At 39.1% G+C, this 21,347-nt stretch carries 16 protein-coding genes; 6 read left to right on the forward strand and 10 right to left on the reverse strand.

The features are described 5' to 3' along the window. Positions 1-10 precede the first annotated feature (10 nt). The 4 genes from IC572_RS06460 to glyS are packed head-to-tail and all read right to left on the reverse strand — an operon-like array spanning position 11 to position 7,539. Positions 11-3,070, reverse strand: coding sequence for an efflux RND transporter permease subunit (locus IC572_RS06460; protein ID WP_187855507.1), 3,060 nt, complete (start codon positions 3,068-3,070; stop codon positions 11-13). Beyond that, a complete protein-coding gene (locus IC572_RS06465) occupies positions 3,070-4,149 on the reverse strand; it encodes an efflux RND transporter periplasmic adaptor subunit (RefSeq protein WP_187855484.1) in 1,080 nt (359 codons plus the stop codon). Before IC572_RS06465 ends, IC572_RS06460 begins: the two co-directional genes overlap by 1 nt. Continuing rightward, positions 4,146-5,444: a TolC family protein gene (locus IC572_RS06470; protein WP_187855486.1), complete on the reverse strand. Its 1,299-nt coding sequence runs from the start codon at positions 5,442-5,444 to the stop codon at positions 4,146-4,148. Before IC572_RS06470 ends, IC572_RS06465 begins: the two co-directional genes overlap by 4 nt. After that, positions 5,434-7,539, reverse strand: coding sequence for a glycine--tRNA ligase subunit beta (glyS, locus tag IC572_RS06475; RefSeq protein ID WP_187855488.1), 2,106 nt, complete (start codon positions 7,537-7,539; stop codon positions 5,434-5,436). The genes IC572_RS06470 and glyS overlap by 11 nt, the downstream gene beginning before the upstream one ends. A gap of 112 nt (positions 7,540-7,651) precedes the next feature. Here glyS and IC572_RS06480 point away from each other — a divergent pair, with 112 nt between their 5' ends. The 3 genes from IC572_RS06480 to gatC are packed head-to-tail and all read left to right on the forward strand — an operon-like array spanning position 7,652 to position 10,509. Continuing rightward, positions 7,652-8,725, forward strand: a complete 1,074-nt coding sequence (locus IC572_RS06480) for a hypothetical protein (protein ID WP_187855509.1) — start codon at positions 7,652-7,654, stop codon at positions 8,723-8,725. Positions 8,726-8,737: 12 nt separating this feature from the next. Continuing rightward, complete coding sequence (gene gpmI / locus IC572_RS06485; RefSeq protein WP_187855490.1) at positions 8,738-10,213, forward strand: 2,3-bisphosphoglycerate-independent phosphoglycerate mutase; 1,476 nt, start codon at positions 8,738-8,740, stop codon at positions 10,211-10,213. A 14-nt stretch (positions 10,214-10,227) separates the two neighbouring features. Next, on the forward strand, positions 10,228-10,509 hold the full coding sequence (gatC, locus tag IC572_RS06490; protein ID WP_001165260.1) for an Asp-tRNA(Asn)/Glu-tRNA(Gln) amidotransferase subunit GatC: 282 nt from the start codon (positions 10,228-10,230) through the stop codon (positions 10,507-10,509). 95 nt (positions 10,510-10,604) lie between these two features. Here gatC and IC572_RS06495 read toward each other — a convergent pair whose 3' ends face one another. Beyond that, on the reverse strand, positions 10,605-11,924 hold the full coding sequence (locus tag IC572_RS06495; RefSeq protein ID WP_187855492.1) for an adenosylmethionine--8-amino-7-oxononanoate transaminase: 1,320 nt from the start codon (positions 11,922-11,924) through the stop codon (positions 10,605-10,607). Between the two features lie 129 nt (positions 11,925-12,053). Here IC572_RS06495 and IC572_RS06500 point away from each other — a divergent pair, with 129 nt between their 5' ends. The 3 genes from IC572_RS06500 to ftsZ all read left to right on the forward strand — a co-directional run bounded on the left by IC572_RS06500 (position 12,054) and on the right by ftsZ (position 16,299). Further along, entirely contained in the window at positions 12,054-13,517 is a 1,464-nt protein-coding gene (locus IC572_RS06500) for a peptidylprolyl isomerase (protein ID WP_187855493.1), read from the forward strand. A 15-nt stretch (positions 13,518-13,532) separates the two neighbouring features. Continuing rightward, a complete protein-coding gene (gene ftsA, locus IC572_RS06505; protein ID WP_187855495.1) occupies positions 13,533-15,011 on the forward strand; it encodes a cell division protein FtsA in 1,479 nt (492 codons plus the stop codon). Positions 15,012-15,141: 130 nt separating this feature from the next. Continuing rightward, on the forward strand, positions 15,142-16,299 hold the full coding sequence (gene ftsZ, locus IC572_RS06510; RefSeq protein WP_079336012.1) for a cell division protein FtsZ: 1,158 nt from the start codon (positions 15,142-15,144) through the stop codon (positions 16,297-16,299). Positions 16,300-16,654: 355 nt separating this feature from the next. Here ftsZ and IC572_RS06515 read toward each other — a convergent pair whose 3' ends face one another. The 5 genes from IC572_RS06515 to IC572_RS06545 all read right to left on the reverse strand — a co-directional run bounded on the left by IC572_RS06515 (position 16,655) and on the right by IC572_RS06545 (position 20,526). Further along, entirely contained in the window at positions 16,655-17,548 is an 894-nt protein-coding gene (locus IC572_RS06515; protein WP_187855497.1) for a hypothetical protein, read from the reverse strand. Further along, a complete protein-coding gene (locus tag IC572_RS06520; protein ID WP_187855499.1) occupies positions 17,530-18,063 on the reverse strand; it encodes a hypothetical protein in 534 nt (177 codons plus the stop codon). The genes IC572_RS06515 and IC572_RS06520 overlap by 19 nt, the downstream gene beginning before the upstream one ends. A gap of 165 nt (positions 18,064-18,228) precedes the next feature. Then, positions 18,229-19,053, reverse strand: a complete 825-nt coding sequence (mscS, locus tag IC572_RS06525; RefSeq protein WP_000343463.1) for a small-conductance mechanosensitive channel MscS — start codon at positions 19,051-19,053, stop codon at positions 18,229-18,231. Positions 19,054-19,186: 133 nt separating this feature from the next. After that, positions 19,187-19,378, reverse strand: coding sequence for a hypothetical protein (locus IC572_RS06530; protein ID WP_187855501.1), 192 nt, complete (start codon positions 19,376-19,378; stop codon positions 19,187-19,189). A gap of 755 nt (positions 19,379-20,133) precedes the next feature. Further along, complete coding sequence (locus IC572_RS06545; RefSeq protein ID WP_232261193.1) at positions 20,134-20,526, reverse strand: hypothetical protein; 393 nt, start codon at positions 20,524-20,526, stop codon at positions 20,134-20,136. Positions 20,527-21,347 lie beyond the last annotated feature (821 nt).

The raw sequence follows: 21,347 nt of genomic DNA on the forward strand, positions 1-21,347 counted from the left end.
GTAAAATCCCTTAATTGATTTTAATCTTTTTAGCGATGAGCATAAACATAGGCGGTAATAAGAGTAAGGTTAGAGTGCTTGAGGTAACCAAGCCTCCAAGCACCACGATCGCTAAAGGTTTTTGGACTTCTGATCCCACGCTATGAGAAAATAATAAAGGGAGCAAACCCAAACCGGCAATGCAAGCGGTCATTAAAACCGGTCTCAAACGCCTTTTAGCACCCAATAAAACGCATTCTTCTACGCTTTTTCCTTGCAAGAGAAGCTCTTTAAAATAGCCTATCATCACCACGCCGTTTAAAACCGCAATCCCAAAAAGAGCGATAAAGCCCACGCTCGCTGGCACTGAAATATACTCCCCTACCGCAAACAACGCAATAAGGCCTCCGGTAACCGCAAAAGGGATATTCAAAAGAATGAGCAAGGCTAAAGGAATGCTTTTAAAAGTAAAGAAAAGAATGAAAAAAATCGCTAAGATGCTTAAAGGGATAACGGTGGAGAGCCTTTTATTAGCCCGTTGCTGGTTTTCAAACTGCCCCCCATAAGTGATATAGTAGCTAGGGGGGAGTTTGACGTTTTGAGCGATGACTTTTTTAGCCTCTTCTACGAAAGAATTTAAATCGCGCCCCACCACATTACTGCGAACCACGCTCATGCGCCTTGAATCTTCGCGCACGATAGAAACAGGACCATCCACTTCTTCAATCTTAGCGATAGAAGTGATAGGCACTAAAACGCCATATTTGGAAGTCAAGGCTAAACTTTTAATCTTTGTGATAGAGCTTGCAAAATCGCTTTCTTGGCGGATCATCACCGGCGTTCGTGAAATCCCTGTAGGGATCACATCCACGATCAAACCCTCTAAAGCGGATTTTAAAAACTTGGAAAATTCATCGCTAGTGATCCCCACATTCGCCATCGCTTCTTTATTGGGCGTTACATACAAATAATTCACGCCCTCATTAAGCGTGGTTAAAACTTCACTAGAGCCTTTAATCCCTTTTAAGACTTGCGCGATTTGAAAGCTCAACCCATTCAATTCGCTAATATCATCTCCAAAAATCTTAACCGCTAAATCCCCCCTAACCCCTGTAAGCATTTCAGAAATCCTCATTTCAATGGGTTGGGTGAAAGAAAAGTTAATCCCCTTAAAGCCTTTTAAAGAATCCATGATTTTTTCTAACAATTCGTCTTTATTTTTCACGCTCCATTCTTTTTTAGGGATGAAAGAAATAAAGGTATCGGTTTGATTCAACCCCCCCAAATCCAGCCCCAATTCATCGCTCCCTGTGCGCGCGACAATGGTTTTGACTTCCTTGACATGCTTTTTAATCGCGCTCTCAATGTTTAACATGAGATCTTTGGATTGATCTAAGGAAATAGAGGGGGTGGTTTCCACGCTCAAAACCACATCGCCCTCATCTAAAGCGGGCATGAAATTCTTCCCCACAAAAGGGAATAAAGAAAGGCTTGCGATTAAAAAAACAAACGCTCCTAAAATCACTTTTTTAGGGTTATGCACAAAAAATTCCAATAAAGGAGCATAGATTCTGTTTAAAAACCTCGTTAAAAAGGTTTCGCTATGGGGCGTGGCTTTTAAGACAAGAGAGCTGACTACAGGAATGATAGTGATAGATAGAACTAAAGTGCCTAAAAGTGCATACACAATGCTTTGCGCTAAAGGCCTAAACATCTTGCCCTCTAAACCCTGTAAGGTTAGAATCGGCACAAAAAACACAATAATAATCACCACCCCGCTCACCACTGAAACAGCGATTTCTTTACAAGAGCGATAGATCGCATGGAGTTTAGTGGTTTTAGTGTTAGCGCTTAATTTTTCAAAAGCGTTTTCCACCACCACCACGGCTGAGTCAATGAGCATGCCTATAGCGATAATCAACCCCCCTAAACTCATCAAGTTTAAGGTCAGATCGCTAAGTTTGATAAAAATAAACGCCACGGACAAGCTTAAAGGTAAGATCACCCCCACAGCCACGCTCGCCCTCAAATTCCCTAAAAATAAAAAAAGCGTGATGATGATTAAGACAACGGCTTCAATGAGGGTTTTAGAAACGGTGGCAATGGCTTTTTGCGTGAATTCTGAGCGATCATAAAAAACATTAATGGACACGCCGCTCGGCAAAAAGGGTTTTAATTCTTCTAGTTTTTGATACACTTGAGTGATGATTTCTTTGGTGTTAGCGTCTTTTAAAGAAAGCACTAATCCTTCTGTGGTTTCGCCCACGCCATCTTTAGTGACAAACCCTAAGCGGGTGCGAGACTGGCTGATGACTTTTGCAAAATCCTTAATGTGCAAATGCCCTAAATTCGTGGAAACGGTGATCTTGCCAATGTCTTCTAAACTCAAAGAAGCGGTTTGGATTTTGACTAAAAAGGTTTCGCCATCTCTATCCACGCGCCCCGCTCCGCTGTTTCTTAAATTCACTCTCACAGCCGATTCTAAATCAGAAATACTCACCCCAAGCCTTGCCATGTCGTTAAAATCCGGCACGATCACAAACGCTCTGCTAAAGCCTCCAATGGAATTGACATCCGCCACGCCGCTAATCATTCTTAATTGCGGGCGGATCACAAAGTCTAAAAGCTGTCGTTTTTCTATTTCGGTGATATTGCCATCAATGGTGAACATAAAAATGTCCGATAAGGGCGTAACAATGGGCGCCATGCCCCCTTCAACCCCAACGGGTAAATCTTTCATCACGCTGCTCAAGCGCTCATTGACAATATTCCTCGCTAAATAAATATCCACGCTGTCATCAAAATCTATCGTGATATCTGAAATAGAATATTTTGAAATACTTCTTAAAGATTTTTGCCCTTTCAAGCCTAAAAGCTCCAATTCTAAAGGGCGTACGATATTGTTTTCCATTTCTTCAGGGCTAGAGCCGGGGAGTTTTAAAATGATTTTGACTTGAGTGGGCGAAATATCCGGGAAAGCGTCCACTGGAGTGTTGATAAAACTATAAGTCCCAAAAAATAAAATAAGAATCGCGCCAACAATCACGATCACTCTTTGGCGTAAGGAAAATTCAATGATGGAAGCGAGCATCATTCTTCCCCTAAATTGTTGATCATGCCTTTTAACCCTATCAATGACCCCACTGCCACGCTGTCATTGGGGTGTAAATTTTGAGCGTTCACGATAAAAATCTTGCTGCGCTCTTCTAAAACTTGAACCGCCACAGGCTTAAAACCTTTAGGCGTTCTCACAAACACTAAGTAATCTTTCCCGTTTCTGATTAAAGCGTTTGAAGGGATTAAAACGGAGTCTTTGGGTTGAGAGCCTTGAATATACATTTCTACCATTTCCCCCACATGGTAATTGCCCTCATCTAATAAGGCGGTGGCTAAAATCGTGTTAGAACCTTTGTCTAACACCACCGAAACGCTTTGGATCTTTCCGATTTTTTCCCCCTCTTCATTATAGACTGGCGAATCTCTTTTAATGGATTTAGAAACGCCTACAGGCAATTTGATTTGAGCGATCAAATCATCGCTTTTTGAAATACGCACATAGCTAGTGAAAGCCAAAATCTTCTCGCCCACATTTTTAGGCGCTAACGCTAAAAGACCGCCATCTCTAGCCACAATCCTAAAACCATACTGCCCTTTAGGGTTTTTGGGATCCACGCCAAAGCTTTTAAAAGTGGATTCTAGTTGATTGACTTTTAAGCCCATTTCTTCACTGGTTAGAAAGCTCGTTTGATACTCCCTTTTAGGGATCACACCGGCTCTATAAAGTTCTAAATCTTTTTTAGTAATATCTTTAGCGATTTTTAATTTATTTTGGTTGTTTTGCAATTCAAAATACAAATTGCTCAAATCAATAGAGCTCACTTCACAGATCGCATCTCCAGCCTTCACCTGCTCGCCCTCTCTTTTATAAACCGCGACCACAGACGCATCAAAACTCAAGCTCTGCACCACAGAACTTTTACTATCAAAATCAATATAAGCGTTAAAAGGAAGCCCTTTACTGAAAATCTCTTTATCTAATTTAATCACCTTTAACCCCATGGGTTGCAAGTTTTTTTCTTCTAAAACAATTTCTGGATACTCTTTGGCTTTTAAAGAAACACCCATTGAAAAAACGCCCATTAACATAAGCCACCATAACGCCCGCTTCAATGCAATACTCCTAATCTGGTCAAGCTCTCCCCTAAAGTCTCTTCTAAAAGCGCGCTAATATCAATGTATTCAATCTTAGCTTCTGCTAGAGTGATGAGGGCGTCCATGTAAGAATTTTGATAAATCAAGTATTCAAAAAGCCCGATTTTTTGGGCTTCATAAGCGATGCGCCCCATTTCCATCAAACGCTTCTTATTGGCAATGGCTTCTTTTTGGGTTTCAATGTATGCTTCTTTGGTTTTGAGCTGGTTTAAGTAGGAGTTAGCGTTGATTCTAATGTTTCGTTTCATCACTTCATTTTGCGCGAGCGTCCCGCTTTGCAAATCCAAGAATTTACGCTTTTGATAGATGTTTTTAGGCGTTACCGGTAAAGGGATATGCACTTCTATAGAAAGGTTAGTGGAAGAGTTATAGCTTTCAGAGCCAATCCCAAATTCAAATGCATTAAACACATCTCTATTAGCCAATTTCGCATTCACCTGATAATCTTTAGCCGTCAAATCTAAAATATCCACATACAACGAGCGATCCAATTTGAACTTTAAGGCTTCAGGCTCTAAGTGCACGTATTCAAAATCCAAACCGATCACCTTGACATCATGCAAATGGTCTAAATAAGTGTCAAAATGTGCCCCCTCTTTGACCGGCTCCACAATCGCTAGCATCGTGTCTAGCATTTTTTCCAAATCTATGAGTTTGGTTTCCACATTGGTTTTAGCGAGTTTGGATTCCAAATAAGAATTATTAAAGTTGATATAATCTTTTTCGCTCATGCTGCCGGCTTTGACTTTTTCTTTAGCGATTTTGAGCTGCGAATAAAAGTTCGCTTCCCGTTGCGCATACACCTGATACTTTTCTTTAGTCATCACATAAGTCAAATACAAGCGTTTAGCGCCAATAAAAGCGAGATTTTTATTCAATTGATAGCTTTTATCGTATTGAATGGTTTTAATAGAAAGGCTTTTGGATAAAAGCGAACTCACCCATGGGAGCTTGGGCCTTACCATTAAAAGGGTTCTGGGCTGCGCTTCTACAATGCCTTGGAAGTTTTTCACCATAGAAGTTTCATTATAAATATAGGGGAAATCCCAAGCGTTCACGGAGCGTTGCTCATTCAAACGGCTTTTAAAATCGGCTTTTTTGCCGATCAACTCCATTGAATTAATTTCTACTTCTTTAAAAAACTCTTGTAGGGTAAAGATTTTCGCGCTAAGCATGCCCGCACCAAACATGCTCATTAAAAAAATTACCCCCAAAAAACGCTGGACTTTGCGTTTGATAGCATTAAATCGCAATTTCTTTAATATCCCCAATTTCTAAGAAACTTTGATACACGCCCCACAAGAAATTTTTACGATTTTTTTGGATTTCTATATCTTTATCCATGACTAGCACGCTTTTAAAATATTCTTCTAAAGGCGCATGCAAACTGAAATAAGCCTCTATTTTGCTATCCAAACTCTCAAAAGCGCTCGTTTTGATCGCATTAAACGCTTCAAAAAGGGCATGCTCTTCTGGTTCTTTAAAAAGATGGGTAGAAAACTCGCTTTTCTCGTTAGGGTTTCTGTCTTTATTGATATTGGCTAGGCGTTTGAAAGCGCTAAAAAGCAACTCTTTTTTTTGAGCGTTTTTAGGATCGTCTAAAAAGCGTTTTAAGGCCTTGACTTTTTGAATGATTGTAACGATGTCTCGCTCGTTGGTGTTTAACACGCTCCTTATAATAGAGGGGTTGCAATCTATTAAATTATTAAAGCGTTCCAATAAAAACTTCTCTAAAATTTCTAAATCAAAGCTTTGATAAACGCCCACTTTTTGAAAAAGGCTTTTTAAATCCGCTTTCAAATCAAATTCTAACCCATAATGCGCGATGATTTTCAATAATCCAAAACTCAAGCGCCTTAAAGCAAAAGGATCTTTAGATCCGCTAGGGATTTTACCCGCACTAAAAAGAGAAAACAGGCTGTCTAATTTCAAGCTCAAAGCCACGATTGAACTAAAAACACTAGAGGGCAAGGGAGCGTTTTCGCTTGCGGGCAAATACTGCTCTTTCAAGCTCAAAGCGACTAACTCGTTTTCGTTTTGTTTTAAAGCGTAGTAATAGCCCATGATCCCTTGAAGCTCGCTAAATTCATACACCACTTCACTGAGTAAATCCGCTTTAGCGATTTGAACGGCTCTTTTAACCAACTCAAGGGCTTTTTCTAAAGGCATGTTTAAAGATGAAATATATTTTTGCGTCAAGTATTGAGCGATGATTGATTCTCGCTCCATTTTATCCTTTAAAGTCCCTAAACCTTGCACAAAAACCACGCTCTCTAAAGGGGCGTTATCTAAAGGCTTTTTGAGATCGTTTTCATAAAAGAAAACCGCATCGCTCAAGCGGGCTTTTAAAACCTTTTGATTGCCTAAAATGATTTTTTGCTTGTCTTTATTGATAGCGTTACTCACCACAATAAAGCCGTTGTGCAATGTTGGGCTTTCTTCTTGGCTTTTTTGACTAAAGGTTGCAAAATAGCGCTGGTTTTCTTTCATGGAAGTAATGATGATTTCACTGGGTAATTTTAAAAACGCCTTGTCAAACTCCCCTAAAAGCGCGCTGGGGTATTCCGTGATCGCTACAACCTCATCTAATAAATCCCTATCAATTTCTACGATAATGTCATGCTTTGTTTCTAGCTCTTTAATTTCTTGTAAGATTTTAGCTTCGCGCTTTTTAGGGTCTAAAATGACATGGTTTTTTTCTAAAACTTCAAAATACGCTTTAGGGCTATCCACTTGGATGAAATCAAAACCCTCTTGTCGGTGCGCTTTGGTGGCTTGTTTGGTTTTAAAGCCATACTCTTTAACTTCAATATCGTTAAAATTTTCCCCATTAAACAACACGCAAATATTATGAATGGGTCTGATAAAGCTTTTTTCCACATTGCCCCAACGCATAGACTTCCCGAAATTCAAACCCTCTAAAAACTCTAACACAATGGGCATGATTAAGTCTTTTGTAGGCTCTTTTTCATGGATTTTAGCGTGATAAAGCACTTCTTTATTGTTTTTAAACGCTGTTTGGAAATGCTGGTGATCCTTTAGTCCTAATTTTTGATAAAACCCTAAACCTAACGCGTTCAACCCTTGCGTTTTATCTTCATTGTTGCATGCGATTTTAACGGGAGGACCAAAAAATTCCTCTTTAGTTTCTTGGGTTAAAAGAGGAAAGTCTTTGATAAACAAACACAAACGCCTGGGGGTGTAAAAAATCTCTATATTTCCCACTTCTAAAGCGCGTTTTTGAAAAAGAGCGTGGAGTTTTTTAGGCATTTCTTTATATTCATTCAATAACGCTTGCGCGGGCAATTCTTCAACTAAAATCTCTACTAACAATTCATCTGAATGCAAAATCTCAATTCTCCCTAAAAAACAAAATCACTTTTAAGACTAAATCATGTTAGAATTATACTTGAATTTATTTTTAGTTTAGTTTATTTTTTAAATACAAAAGGTAGGCGTTTTGAAACATTTGACCCCACTCACTCACACCATCTTTAAAGCCTTATTGTTAGGCACAGCCTTAAGCACATCTTTGAGTTTAGCCGCAACAGAAAGCCCCACTAAAACAGAGCCTAAGCCCGCTAAGGGGGTTAAAAACAAACCCAAATCGCCCGTTACTAAAGTCATGATGACCAATTGCGATAATCTTAAAGATTTTAACGCTAAGCAAAAAGAAGTCTTAAAAGCCGCTTATCAATTCGGCTCTAAAGAAAATTTAGGCTATGAAATGGCAGGCATCGCATGGAAAGAGTCATGTGCAGGGGTTTATAAAATCAATTTTTCCGATCCGAGCGCGGGCGTGTATCATTCTTATATCCCAAGCGTTCTAAAAAGCTATGGGCATAATGATAGCCCCTTTTTGCGTAATGTGATGGGGGAATTGCTCATTAAAGACGATGCGTTTGCTTCTGAAGTGGCCCTAAAAGAGTTGCTCTATTGGAAAACACGCTACCATGACAATCTAAAAGACATGATTAAATCTTACAACAAGGGCAGTCGTTGGGAAAAAAACGAGAAGTCTAACGCTGATGCTGAAAAATATTACGAAGAGATACAAGACAAGATCAGGCGTTTGAAAGAATCTAAAATCTTTGATTCGCAGTCTAGTAATGACCAAGAATTGCAAAAAAGCGCTAATAGTAACTTGGATTTAGACCCTATCGGCAACGCCATGCCCCAAACTTTAGCCCCCCAAAAATCTCAAATAGAAAAATCTCAAATAGAGGAAACCCAAGCAGAAAAACCCCAAGAAATGAAAGAGGCAACTAGCGAGCAAACAACCAGTAAGCCAGAAAAAGAAAGAGATAAACCCATGTATTTGGCTCAAATCAGTAGCGCTGATTTCACACCCGCTAAAAAAAGCCCCAAAAAACCGGCTAAAGTGAGTCCAAAACGCTCCTCTAAAAATAATATAAATAATGTAAAAAGCAACGCTAAAACCGCTTCCAAAAATAAAGAAATGTGCAAAAATTGCTCTCCAGGGCAAAGGAATGCGATTTTAGCTAACCACATCACTCTCATGCAAGAGCTTTAAAAAGTCCTAAAAATGGCGCAAAAAACTCTTTTGATTATCACTGATGGCATTGGGTATCGTAAAGATAGCGATCATAACGCTTTCTTCCATGCTAAAAAACCCACTTATGATTTGATGTTTAAAACCTTGCCTTATAGCCTGATTGATACGCATGGCTTGAGCGTGGGCTTACCTGAAGGGCAAATGGGAAATTCTGAAGTGGGGCATATGTGCATTGGGGCTGGTAGGGTGCTGTATCAGGATTTAGTCAAAATTTCTTTAAGCCTTCAAAACGATGACTTAAAAAACAACCCCGCTTTTTTAAACGCAATCCAAAAAAGTAAGGTCGTGCATCTTATGGGTTTAATGAGCGATGGAGGCGTGCATTCACACATTGAGCATTTTATCGCTCTGGCTTTAGCGTGTGAAAAATCCCATAAAAAAGTCTTTCTGCATTTAATCACCGATGGGCGCGATGTCGCTCCTAAAAGCACTTTAACTTATTTAGAAACCATGCAAAATATCTGCAATGAAAACGTTCAAATCGCTACCATAAGCGGTCGTTTTTATGCGATGGATAGGGATAATCGCTTTGAAAGGATTGAGCTTGCGTATAACAGCCTAATGGGGCTTAATCACACGCCTTTAAGCCCTAGCGAGTATATCCAAAGCCAATACGATAAAAACATTACCGATGAATTTATCATGCCCGCTTGTTTTAAAGATTATTGCGGCATGCAAGATGATGAAAGCTTCATTTTTATCAATTTCAGGAATGATAGGGCTAGAGAAATCGTGAGCGCTTTAGGCCAAAAGGAATTTAGCGGCTTTAAGCGCCAAGCTTTTAAAAAACTCCATATCGCTACCATGACGCCTTATGATAACACTTTCCCCTACCCTGTTTTATTCCCCAAAGAAAGCGTTCAAAACACGCTCGCTGAAGTGGTGTCTCAACACAACCTGACCCAAAGCCATATCGCTGAGACTGAAAAATACGCGCATGTAACCTTTTTCATCAATGGCGGAGTGGAGGTGCCTTTTAAAAATGAAAACCGAGTGCTTATCCAAAGCCCTAAAGTTACCACTTATGATTTAAAACCTGAAATGAGCGCTAAAGAAGTAACCCTTGCGGTGTTAGAGCAAATGAAACTAGGCACGGATTTGATCATTGTGAATTTTGCTAATGGCGACATGGTGGGGCATACAGGGAATTTTGAAGCGAGTATTAAAGCGGTAGAAGCAGTGGATAAATGCTTAGGGGAAATCCTTTCACTGGCTAAAAAATTGGATTACGCCATGCTTTTAACCAGCGATCATGGGAATTGCGAGCGCATGAAAGATGAAAACCAAAACCCCTTAACCAACCACACCGCTGGGAGCGTGTATTGCTTTGTTTTAGGGAATGGAGTCAAATCCATAAAAAACGGAGCGCTGAACAATATCGCTAGCAGCGTGTTAAAGCTCATGGGCATCAAAGCCCCAGCAACGATGGACGAACCCCTATTTTAAACTAAAGGAAAAGAATGCAAATTGATGATAAACTATTGCAACGCTTAGAAAAATTGAGCATGCTAGAGATTAAAGACGAGCATAAAGAGAGTGTTAAAGGCCATCTAGCGGAGATTTTAGGCTTTGTGGAAAACATTTTCGCTTTAGAAACTAGTGTGCTAAAAACAGATACAGAACTATGCACCCCTTTAAGAGAAGACGAGCCTAAAAACCAACCCCACATCGCCAAAGAGATTTTAAGCCACAACAAACACAGCCAGGATCATTATTTCGTTGTGCCTAAAATCATTGAATAGGTTTGATTGAATAGGCTTAATATCAAGTGAAAAGCTTGATTTTTAAAATCAAAGAGAAAAAGAGGCTATCGCTTGACTAAAATTCAAGCTCTTTACTATTTGTTTTCAGCCTTTTTTAATTCATCAATCACTTCCACTAACCCCGCAATCGCCTTTGTGATTTCTTCATGCGTGATAATATAAGGGGGCATGAGGTAAATGGTGTTGTTTAAAGGGCGTAATAACAAGCCTTTTTTTAGAGCTTTTTTAAAAACCGCCAAACTCAAACGCTCTTTGGTTTGAATAAAGACTTCAAAGGCAAAGACCATGCCCAAATGCCTTAAATCAGACACCACTTGTTGCTCTATCAAGGGTTTTAGTGCGTTTTGGAGCGCGCTAAAAATAAACCCGCTTAAAGCCTTGTTTTTTTCAATAACATTTTCTTTTTCAAAAATATCCAGCGTGGCGTTCGCGCATGCGCATGATAAGGCGTTTCCTGTGTAGCTGTGCGAATGCAAAAACGCTTTATTTTCTTCATAGGGGGCGTAAAATTGGTTATAGATTTCATTGCGGGTTAATAATGTGCTTAAAGGCAAATACCCCCCACTAATCCCCTTAGACAAGCATAAAAAATCAGGCTCGATCCCGCATTGTTCATAAGCAAACATGCTCCCTGTGCGCCCAAACCCGGTAGCGATTTCATCAAAAATAATGTGGATGTCTTTTTGCTTGCATAATAAAACGGCTTGTTTTAAATACTTCGTGCTATAAATATGCATATTCCCTGCGCATTGCAAAAGAGGCTCTGCAATGAAGGCGCAAATTTCTTCATGATGCTTATCTAACAAACGCTTTAAAGCGTTCAAACTATTTTCTATTTCATTGTCGTTTTTAGGCACGGGCGTGATGAGATTCTTGAGCAATAAGGGGGTGTAAGTGTCTTTATAAAGTTTCACATCGCCCACGCTTAACGCTCCCAAAGTCTCGCCATGATAGGAATTAGAAAGCGATAAAAAAAGCTTTTTAGGGCGTGTTTGATTCTTTAAAAAATGGGCGTGATAGCTCATTTTCAAAGCGATTTCAATGCAAGATGAGCCGTTATCCGCATAAAAGCATTTATCCATATGAGTGAGCTGGCAAAGCCTTTGAGAGAGCGTGATAATGGGCTTATGGCTAAAAGAGGCCAAAAGGACATGCTCTAGATTATCAATTTGATTTTTGAGCTGTTGGCTGATGTAGGCGTTATTATGCCCAAAAAGATTCACCCACCATGAGCTGATTAAATCCATGTAAGCGTTATCATTAAAATCATAGAGATAAATCCCTTGAGCCTTTTTAATGGGGATAATGGGGAAATTTTGATGCTCTTGCATTTGCGAGCAAGGGTGCCAAAGATACTCCAAATCCAAAGCGGCTAAATTTTCTTGAAAATTCATGTTAAAAACTCTCTATAATAAGGATAATTTTAATAACCTTTGGTTAAAATAAGGTTATTTGATTTTACTATAAGGTTGTTTAAACCTGAATTTCACATTTTTGATTTTTTAAAAGGGATTAGAGTTCTTATGATTGAATGGATGCAAAATCATAGAAAGTATTTAGTAGTTACAATATGGATAAGCACGATCGCTTTTATTGCCGCCGGGATGATAGGTTGGGGGCAATACAGCTTTTCTTTAGATAGCGATAGCGCTGCCAAAGTGGGACAGATCAAGATTTCTCAAGAAGAATTAGCCCAAGAATACCGCCGCCTTAAAGACGCCTATGCTGAGTCTATCCCTGATTTTAAAGAACTCACTGAAGATCAAATCAAAGCCATGCATTTAGAAAAAAGCGCTCTAGATTCGCTCATCAATCAAGCCCTATTGAGGAATCTCGCTTTAGATTTAGGGCTTGGCGCTACGAAGCAAGAAGTGGCGAAAGAAATCAGAAAAACGAGCGTTTTTCAAAAAGATGGCGTTTTTGATGAAGAATTGTATAAGAATATCTTAAAGCAAAGCCATTACCGCCCCAAGCATTTTGAAGAAAGCGTTGAAAGGCTTTTAATCCTTCAAAAAATCAGCGCTCTATTCCCCAAAACCACCACCCCTTTGGAGCAATCCAGCCTATCGCTTTGGGCAAAATTGCAAGACAAATTAGACATTCTTATCCTAAACCCTAATGATGTTAAAATCTCTCTTAATGAAGAAGAGATGAAAAAATATTACGAGTCCCATAAAAAGGATTTTAAAAAGCCCACAAGCTTTAAAACACGCTCTTTATATTTTGACGCTAGTTTAGAAAAAACTGATTTGAAAGAGTTGGAGAAATACTACCATAAAAACAAGGTGTCTTATTTGGACAAAGAGGGGAAATTACAGGATTTTAAAAGCGTTCAAGAGCAAGTCAAGCATGATTTAAGCATGCAAAAAGCGAATGAAAAAGCCTTAAGGAGCTATATCGCTCTAAAAAAAGCGAACGCACAAAATTACACCACGCAAGATTTTGAAGAAAACAACTCCCCCTATACTGCTGAAATCACGCAAAAACTCACCGCTCTCAAGCCCCTTGAAGTCCTAAAACCAGAGCCTTTTAAAGATGGTTTTATCGTGGTGCAGCTCATCTCTCAAATTAAAGACGAATTACAAAATTTTAATGAAGCTAAAAGCGCTCTTAAAACCCGCCTAACTCAAGAAAAAACCCTTATGGCGTTGCAAACTTTAGCTAAAGAAAAGCTTAAGGATTTTAAAGGCAAAAGCGTGGGCTATGTAAGCCCTAATTTTGGAGGCACTATTAGTGAGCTTAACCAAGAAGAAAGCACTAAGTTTATCAACACCCTTTTTAACCGCCAGGAAAAAAAAGGGTTTATTACTATTGGTAATAAAGTGGTGCTTTATCAAATCACAGAACAAAATTTCAACCACTCATTTAGTGCAGAAGAAAGCCAGTATATGCAGCGTTTAGTCAATAACACTAAAACGGATTTTTTTGATAAAGCGTTGATAGAAGAATTGAAAAAACGCTATAAGATAGTCAAATACACTCAATAAATGCAAGGGGAAATCATGGAACATAAAGAAATCGTTATAGGGGTTGATATAGGCTCTAGAAAGATTTGCGCGATAGTGGCTGAATTTAAAGAAGGGATTTTGCGCATCATTGGCACGGCCCATCAAGACTCCAAAGAAATCAATTCAAAAGCCATTAAAAGAGGGCGTATCAATAGCCTTGCTCACGCTTCTAACGCCATTAAAGAAGTGATCAATAGCGCTAAAAAAATGGCGGGTTTGAACGCTGATGAAGACAGGAATAACCCCATCTCCTTTAGGGAATCGTATTGCCCTAAAACTAAAGCGATTGTTTCTTTTTCTGGGGCTTATACTGAAAGCATTAGAGATGTTACCGGTGTGGCTAGCACTAAAGACAATGTGGTTACTATAGATGAAATCAATCGCGCTATCAATAACGCATGCGCTAAAGCAGGCTTAGATAACGACAAACATATTTTGCATGCTCTCCCCTATCGCTTCACTTTAGACAAACAAGAAGTGAATGACCCCTTAGGGATGAGCGGGACTCGCTTAGAAGTCTTTATCCACATTGTCTATACAGAAAAAAACAACATTGAAAATTTAGAAAAAATCATGATCCAATCTGGAGTAGAGATTGAAAACATTGTGATCAATTCTTATGCAGCCTCAATTGCCACCTTGTCTAATGATGAAAGGGAATTGGGCGTGGCTTGCGTGGATATGGGCGGAGAGACATGCAACCTTACGATTTATAGCGGCAATTCCATACGCTATAACAAATACTTACCCGTAGGCTCTCACCATTTAACCACGGATTTATCGCACATGCTCAACACCCCATTCCCTTACGCTGAAGAAGTTAAAATCAAATACGGGGATCTTTCTTTTGAAGGCGGAGAAGAAACGCCCTCTCAAAATGTCCAAATCCCTACCACCGGCTCTGATGGCCATGAAAGCCATATTGTGCCGCTTAGTGAAATCCAAACTATCATGAGGGAAAGGGCTTTAGAAACTTTTAAAATCATCCACAGGAGCATTCAAGATAGCGGTTTAGAAGAGCATTTGGGCGGGGGCGTTGTGTTAACCGGTGGGATGGCTTTAATGAAAGGGATCAAAGAATTAGCCAGAACCCATTTCACTAATTACCCGGTGCGTTTGGCGGCCCCTGTGGAAAAATACAATATCATGGGCATGTTTGAAGACTTGAAAGATCCTCGCTTTTCAGTCGTGGTTGGCTTGATTTTATACAAAGCAGGGGGGCATACCAATTATGAAAGAGACTCTAAAGGGGTTATCCGCTACCATGAAAGCGATGATTACACAAGAACAGCCCATCAATCAAGCCCTACCCCCCATATCCATTCATCGCCAACAGAAAGGAATTTGAGCGATTTAAAAGCCCCTAACGCTCCTTTAAACACCGCTAAAAACGATGACTTCTTACCCATAAAAACCACCGAACAAAAAGGTTTTTTTAAAAGTTTCCTTGATAAGATTTCTAAAATCTTTTAAGATACAGCCATTTCTTTATGCGATAAAAACGCCTTGATAGTTATCAAAAGCCAGAAAACATGGTATAATCCTTTAGCTATTTATCAAAGTTTAAGATTTGCAAAAATCGTATCTCAAGGGGAATGTGGCTATGGTTCATCAATCAGAGATGGAAAATTATAATATCGGTCAAGCGAGCATTGAAGAAGTAAGCGATCCAGCTTATAAAGGGGCTAAGATTGTCGTCATCGGTGTTGGAGGTGGGGGGTCTAACATGATCAAACACTTGGTTGAATACGGCGTGCATCAAGATGTTACCCCCATTGCGACGAACACTGATGGCCAACATCTCAAAAACAATCCCGCTCCGGTTAAAATCCTTTTAGGCAAAGAGTCTACTGGAGGTTTAGGCGCTGGAGGGGTTCCTGATATTGGTAGGAAAGCCGCTGAAGAAAGCGCTAATGAAATTAGAGAAGCGATTAAGGACGCCAAATTAGTCATTGTCTCTACAGGGCTTGGAGGAGGGACTGGGACTGGAGCCACCCCTACTATCGTTAAAATCGCAAAAGAAGTGGGAGCGCTCACGATTGCTATCGTTACTAAGCCTTTCAAATACGAAGGGTCTCAAAAAAGCAAGAAAGCCGAAGAGGGGTTAAAGGAGTTGGAGCAATCTAGCGATTCTATTTTGGTTATCCCTAATGATAAAATTCTTTTGACCATGAAAAAAAATGCCAGCACCAAAGAATGCTATAAAGAAGTTGATGATGTCTTGGTTAGGGCTGTGAGCGGCATTTCTACGATCATCACTAAACCCGGTGATATTAATGTTGATTTTTCCGATTTAAAAAGCGCTCTTGGTTTTAAAGGCTTTGCGTTAATGGGTATTGGTGAGGCCACTGGCGAAGAATCCGCTAAATTAGCAGTGGAAAATGCGATCCAATCGCCTCTTCTTGATGACGCTTCTATTGATGGGGCTAAGAGCATTATTGTCTTTTTTGAGCACCACCCTGATTATCCTATGTATGCTTATTCTCAAGCTTGCATATCTATTCAAGAACGAGCCAATCAAGATGTTGATGTTAAGTTTGGCCAACACACGAGCGAGAGTATCCCCATTGATCATGTGCGCGTTACTATCATTGCAACCGGTGCTGAAAGAAACAGCGGTGGAGCGGGTTTGGAATCTATCGCTACGCCCTCTCAGCCTATGGTGAAACAAACAAGAAAAGTGGGTAATAGCGATTTTTTAAGAATCCCTACCGAAGAAGAACTATCCACGCCCACAGCCATAAGGATCCAGCAAGATTAATTGCAGATCTCGCTTTCCCCCCTATTTTTATAGGGTCATAATAAAGCGGTTTGTTGGGTTTGCTCTCATTTATTTTTTTAGAATAAAATTAAGAAGCTTTGATTTTAAAACTTTGATTTTGGTGTGCTGATTTTTAGAGCGTTTAGAGAGATTTTAAAGTGCTTAAAGGGGAATATCCCAAAGCACCTCCTAGTTAATGAAACGCTAGAAACCCATTTGACAAAAACCAAGAGCTTTATTTTTCACACTCACCACCCCTGAAACTATACGCTCCGTTACAAATTTGTGAGGTCAATGCATTTTTAACTTGATTGAGTTCTGCATTCTTAAGGACGGATTTGGGGGACTTCAATGACTAGCTGATTGAAATCCTCACCGCTTTATCAATCTCAAAGATAAAATCATAGCGCTTATTCAAGCTGTTATAAGTGGTGTCTTTAATCAAAGCATAAACTAGGTCTATGTTTTCTGTTTGTCTTATCGCTAATAAGGTGTCGTGGGATAGTTTCGTGCTCACATTGATGAACTGATTGAGTAGGTCTTGTTCGTTAATGGAACAATACCCAGCGTTAGTATCAAATTGATTAGTTTTAAGGGGTTTGGGTTTGTATGTGTTATCTAGAACGCTATCCATAGTAAAGGAAGCGTTCAAGTCATAGGAGTATCCAGGAACCCACTTGCTCCAATTTTCCCAACCACCCCTAGTTCCTCTTATTTTTCTCTGTCCGTTCTCTATCAAATTGGCTTTTAATTTAGCAAGAACACTGTTAGCGATAATGTCTTTTTGTTCGGTTGCCTTATAAGTTCTTGCTATACTTTCATAGGTAGAGAACCCAAACCTAGCGGATTTAGATTTATCATCTCTTTTGATTTTATCTTTTTTAGTTTCGCTGTAGCTGTGTTTAGCAATGCTACGCATAAACTCCGTGAAAGCAATCAAAAAATCAGGGTTTGACTGACCATTAGGTAAGGCTTCATCAGCGATAGAGTTCCTAAATTTAGGGTCTTTTAATTCAGCAAAGGGTTCTCTAAGTCTTGTTTTTTCCCCATCAAGCATCAAGTAGGGGTAAGGGGTAGTGCATATTAAAGTGAATACAGCCCCACGCTTATCTTTAGGGCTGTTGATAATAATGCTGTCTTGGTTGAACTCCCTACCCAAATTCACTATGATGTCTTTGAACTGATTTTTATTATGGAATGGTTTGAGTTCAAAACAAATGAAGCTAGTTTCTATATTAGCTTGTGGCATACCTGCTTCTCTGTATAACCTTTAACAATTTTGTATCCTATGTAGCCCTTGTATAGGTCTAGCTTTTTTCTCAACCACTTGGTTCTTTTTTCGTTATCAGCGTTAGTGAACATAAAGGGTTTTAAAAGGGCTTCAACTTCCTCTTTTTTCTCGCCCTCTGTTGTCGCATTCAGTTCTAAAATCTTGGTGGCTTCTTTTAATCCATAATCCGCAATAATGGCTTTATCGTTATAAGTTCTATAACCAGAGATAACTGCTACTGGGCAGTTTAGCATCCGATCGCATAATCGGCTCATAGATAAAGCGGTGGTATTCATTTTTTGAGCCATAGTCAAATCATCATAATGCACCAGGTTATTGTCTCTTTTTGACCTTGTGTTTAAAACGGCTCTTAACGCTGACTTTTTCTTATCATACTCGTTCAATTGAGCGGATAGGGGTTGGTTAGAGTTGACAGAGATTTTAAAGAGAGGTAGTTGGCTTTTAGCTTCCTTGTATTCCTTAAAGGCGGGCATCAATGAGAGATGATAACGAGTTAGAATGGATAGGGTTTTTTTCGCTATTAAGCTAACTTGGTGCGTTTAGAATTATCCGCACCGATGAAAAGGTTTTTAAAATCGCTTGACATAAGGTCTCCTTTAAATTTTAAGTATCACTGCAATCAATGCGTCTCACACCAATCACTTAGAAGAATCTTGATTTTTAATAGCAATATCTAGCTTGTTGAAAGGGATTTCAATGTGGTTAGCGTCTAGAGCGTTTTTGATGCGTTCAATGAGTTCGCTCCTCACATTAAAGATCCCATCTTCAATCTTTGCCCAAACCCTAATGGTAAAATTCAATGAACTTTGTCCAAAATCCGTGATCCCAATAAAAGTGGGCATGTTTTTATCAATTTTTTCCATTGAGTCAATAACATCTTTTATAGTCTTATGCACCAGTTCAATATCGCTCCCATACCCTACCCCACAGACCCATTCAATGCGCCGACACGCCGTGTTATTGCTATTAATAATATTAGAATTAGCAACACTTCTATTGGGTAAAACCGCCAAACGCCCGTCATGCAAGCGTAAAGAAGTGTTAAAAAAATTAAGCGCTTCTACTTTGCCCTCTAGGCCAGAGATTTCAATGATGTCTCCTTTTTTGAAAGGGTGCAAGATAATAAGGATTATCCCTCCAGCAATGCTTGAAAGGTAATCTTTTAAAGCCAACGCCACCGCAATCCCCACCGTTCCTAAAACAGTGATAATAGAGGTGGTTTGCACGCCTAGCGTGCTGAGCGCAATGATTGTGGTGATGATAAGGATTAAGATAAAAGTAACCTGCGCGACAAAATTCGCTAAAATCTCATCCTTTTTGGATAAAAGTTTCATGGTTTTGTTCCGTAAGAAAAACGAAAAATAAAAACCTATACAAAAGACAATGACAGCCTTGATCAAGATTATCCCAAAATGCTTTGCCTGCGGAAAAAAATCCACTAACAGCGTTTTAATTTCATCCATAAATCTTTCCTTGCAAATCACAAAATCGCTAAAAGAGACAAGATAACTTACCCTTATGTAGCTAATTTGACATGTTAGCATGTTTAAGACTAACCTTATTACCACAACTCAAACGCTCAACTCAATGCCAGTGTCAAATTGATTGGCTTTTAGCACGCTGTCTAATAAAAAAGGGTTTTTTAGTGTTGAACCTAGAGATTACTTCACGCACACTCCCTACTTGGTAGCTACCGCTCACTATATGGCAATGGTTTTTCCCTAGCTTGGCTTTAATGGATTTTATCGTTACGCTATCAACAGATACCGCTCTATAAGATTTTCGCATAAAAGCTATGATGTGTTTAAAAGTCTCTGAGTAATTCTTTAAGAATTTAGGGGAGTTGGGGCTTTCTCAATTTTGGTCAATATTGATGTGGTTAGCAATCTTAATTTTTTGACCCCTTTTATAAGGCTTATAACCTTCACCCTTCCTTTTTCTCAAAGAATGCGGATTTTAAAGGGTAGTGAAATACAACCACGCTTCAGAGCTGTTGCTAGTAGAATACACCACGCTATCTTGTTCGTATTTATATCCTAACTCTCTAACAATTGTCAATAAATCCGCACCTAATGCGTAGATAAGAAAGCTAGGTTCTTTACTGCCTTGATAAACGCCATTGACTTTAATATAACCGATTTTTGGGTATAGCTTTTTAATATCCGCTTCTCATTCCTTGTTTCTTTGGACATTCTCTGCATCGCTCATTAGGTATTTAGAAAGGATAGCACCAACAGACCCACTTATAATAATCCACAATCATATCAGCGGCGGTATCAAACCCGTCATCTTGCCATAAGATCAACTTAAACTCTCTGTTAGCTGAAAGACACAAGCACTCATCGTTATATAGATGTTTATACAATCTAGAAAGGAGCGGTTATGCTGTATTTTTCTTTTTTTAGTCAGCTCATCAAACGCCTTTAAGTTAGGGTTATTCATAGCTTCACTTAAGGTCGTTTTTAAAGTCGGTTTGATTTTGTAAGTTTTCATAGCATTGATGAGACTTTGACTGACTTTATCGCTTGTAATGTTGAAATTTTTCATGGGTTAGTTCCTAGAACGCTATCCAACCTGAACGCCTTTTTCATATCCACATAACTCATAATCCCTACTATGCCCCCATTCAATCTGTCTATCATTTCATTAGCGTCAAGTTTGGCTTTTAAACTCTGTAAGGTGTTTTCGGCTATTTGTGTGGGTTTGTAGAAAAAGAACTTCTTTCCGTGTATTTTTGAATAAGCACTTTGGAATGATTTAGCGCTAGGGTTCATATCTTTACCAAAACTGACAAGCTCTGATTTTCCTATTAACTGACCGAATTTACATTTCCTGTGTATTTTGCTAGAGAAGCCATAAGCCTCAACCCCATCAAGGTTTGGTGTGGTGCAAATGAGACTAAATCTAGCATAAACCTTACCGCCTTTTTCTACCATTTCAGGACACCACGCAATGCTGTCTTGCTCGAATTTGTTTCCTAATTTGATGAGTTCTGCTCTTAAATCAAAGCGATGGTCTTTGAGCGTATAGACAAAAAAGAAACTTCATTACTAGGAATATCGCTAGCTTTTTCTTGGCAAGAACCTTGAATAGTAATAAATCCCACTTCATGGTATAACGCTCTTAAGAGAAACTTGAGGTGTTTAGTCCGCTTCATATTGGTTTCTCTAGTATAACTTCCCCTGAATGCTGAAATAGTTCCGCATTGACCCTCCGTCATATGCTCATACAACCTAGATAGACCCGCAGCGCTCAAGTCAGCTCTTTCTGCTTCTGTGAAAGCTATTGTTCTTTTTAAGTTAGGGTTACTCGCTCTCAATTTAGCGAATTTTTCAGCCGTCCCATAATGATTAATTCAGGTTCAGTGCCATTCTTTAACTCTGACTTTTTAACATTTTAAAACCACTAGACATTGACTACCCTTTCAAATTTATTTATTATAGTTGTTATCTTACACTAATTATATAGGGATAAAAACCCAAGAAACTAAAAAATAGCGATACTATATAAAAACAAGCTTCTTAAACAAAGTAAAACATACCAATGCGTGTTATCAAATCATTAAAAACAATAAAAAAACTTAAACAAAATAAGCAAACTAAAACCTTTAAATAAAACAATAAAACATTAAACCCCCAAACAAACAAAACAATGAGTCAATAATGAAATCAGATAAAAAGCAAGACTAAAAAACATTTCCCTATCCCTGCACCGACCTACATTCCCACTCTTGAAAAGAGCAGTATTATCAGCGATG

This window comes from Helicobacter pylori, from assembly GCF_014496485.1.
In the GTDB taxonomy this organism is placed as follows: Bacteria; Campylobacterota; Campylobacteria; order Campylobacterales; family Helicobacteraceae; genus Helicobacter; species Helicobacter pylori_DD.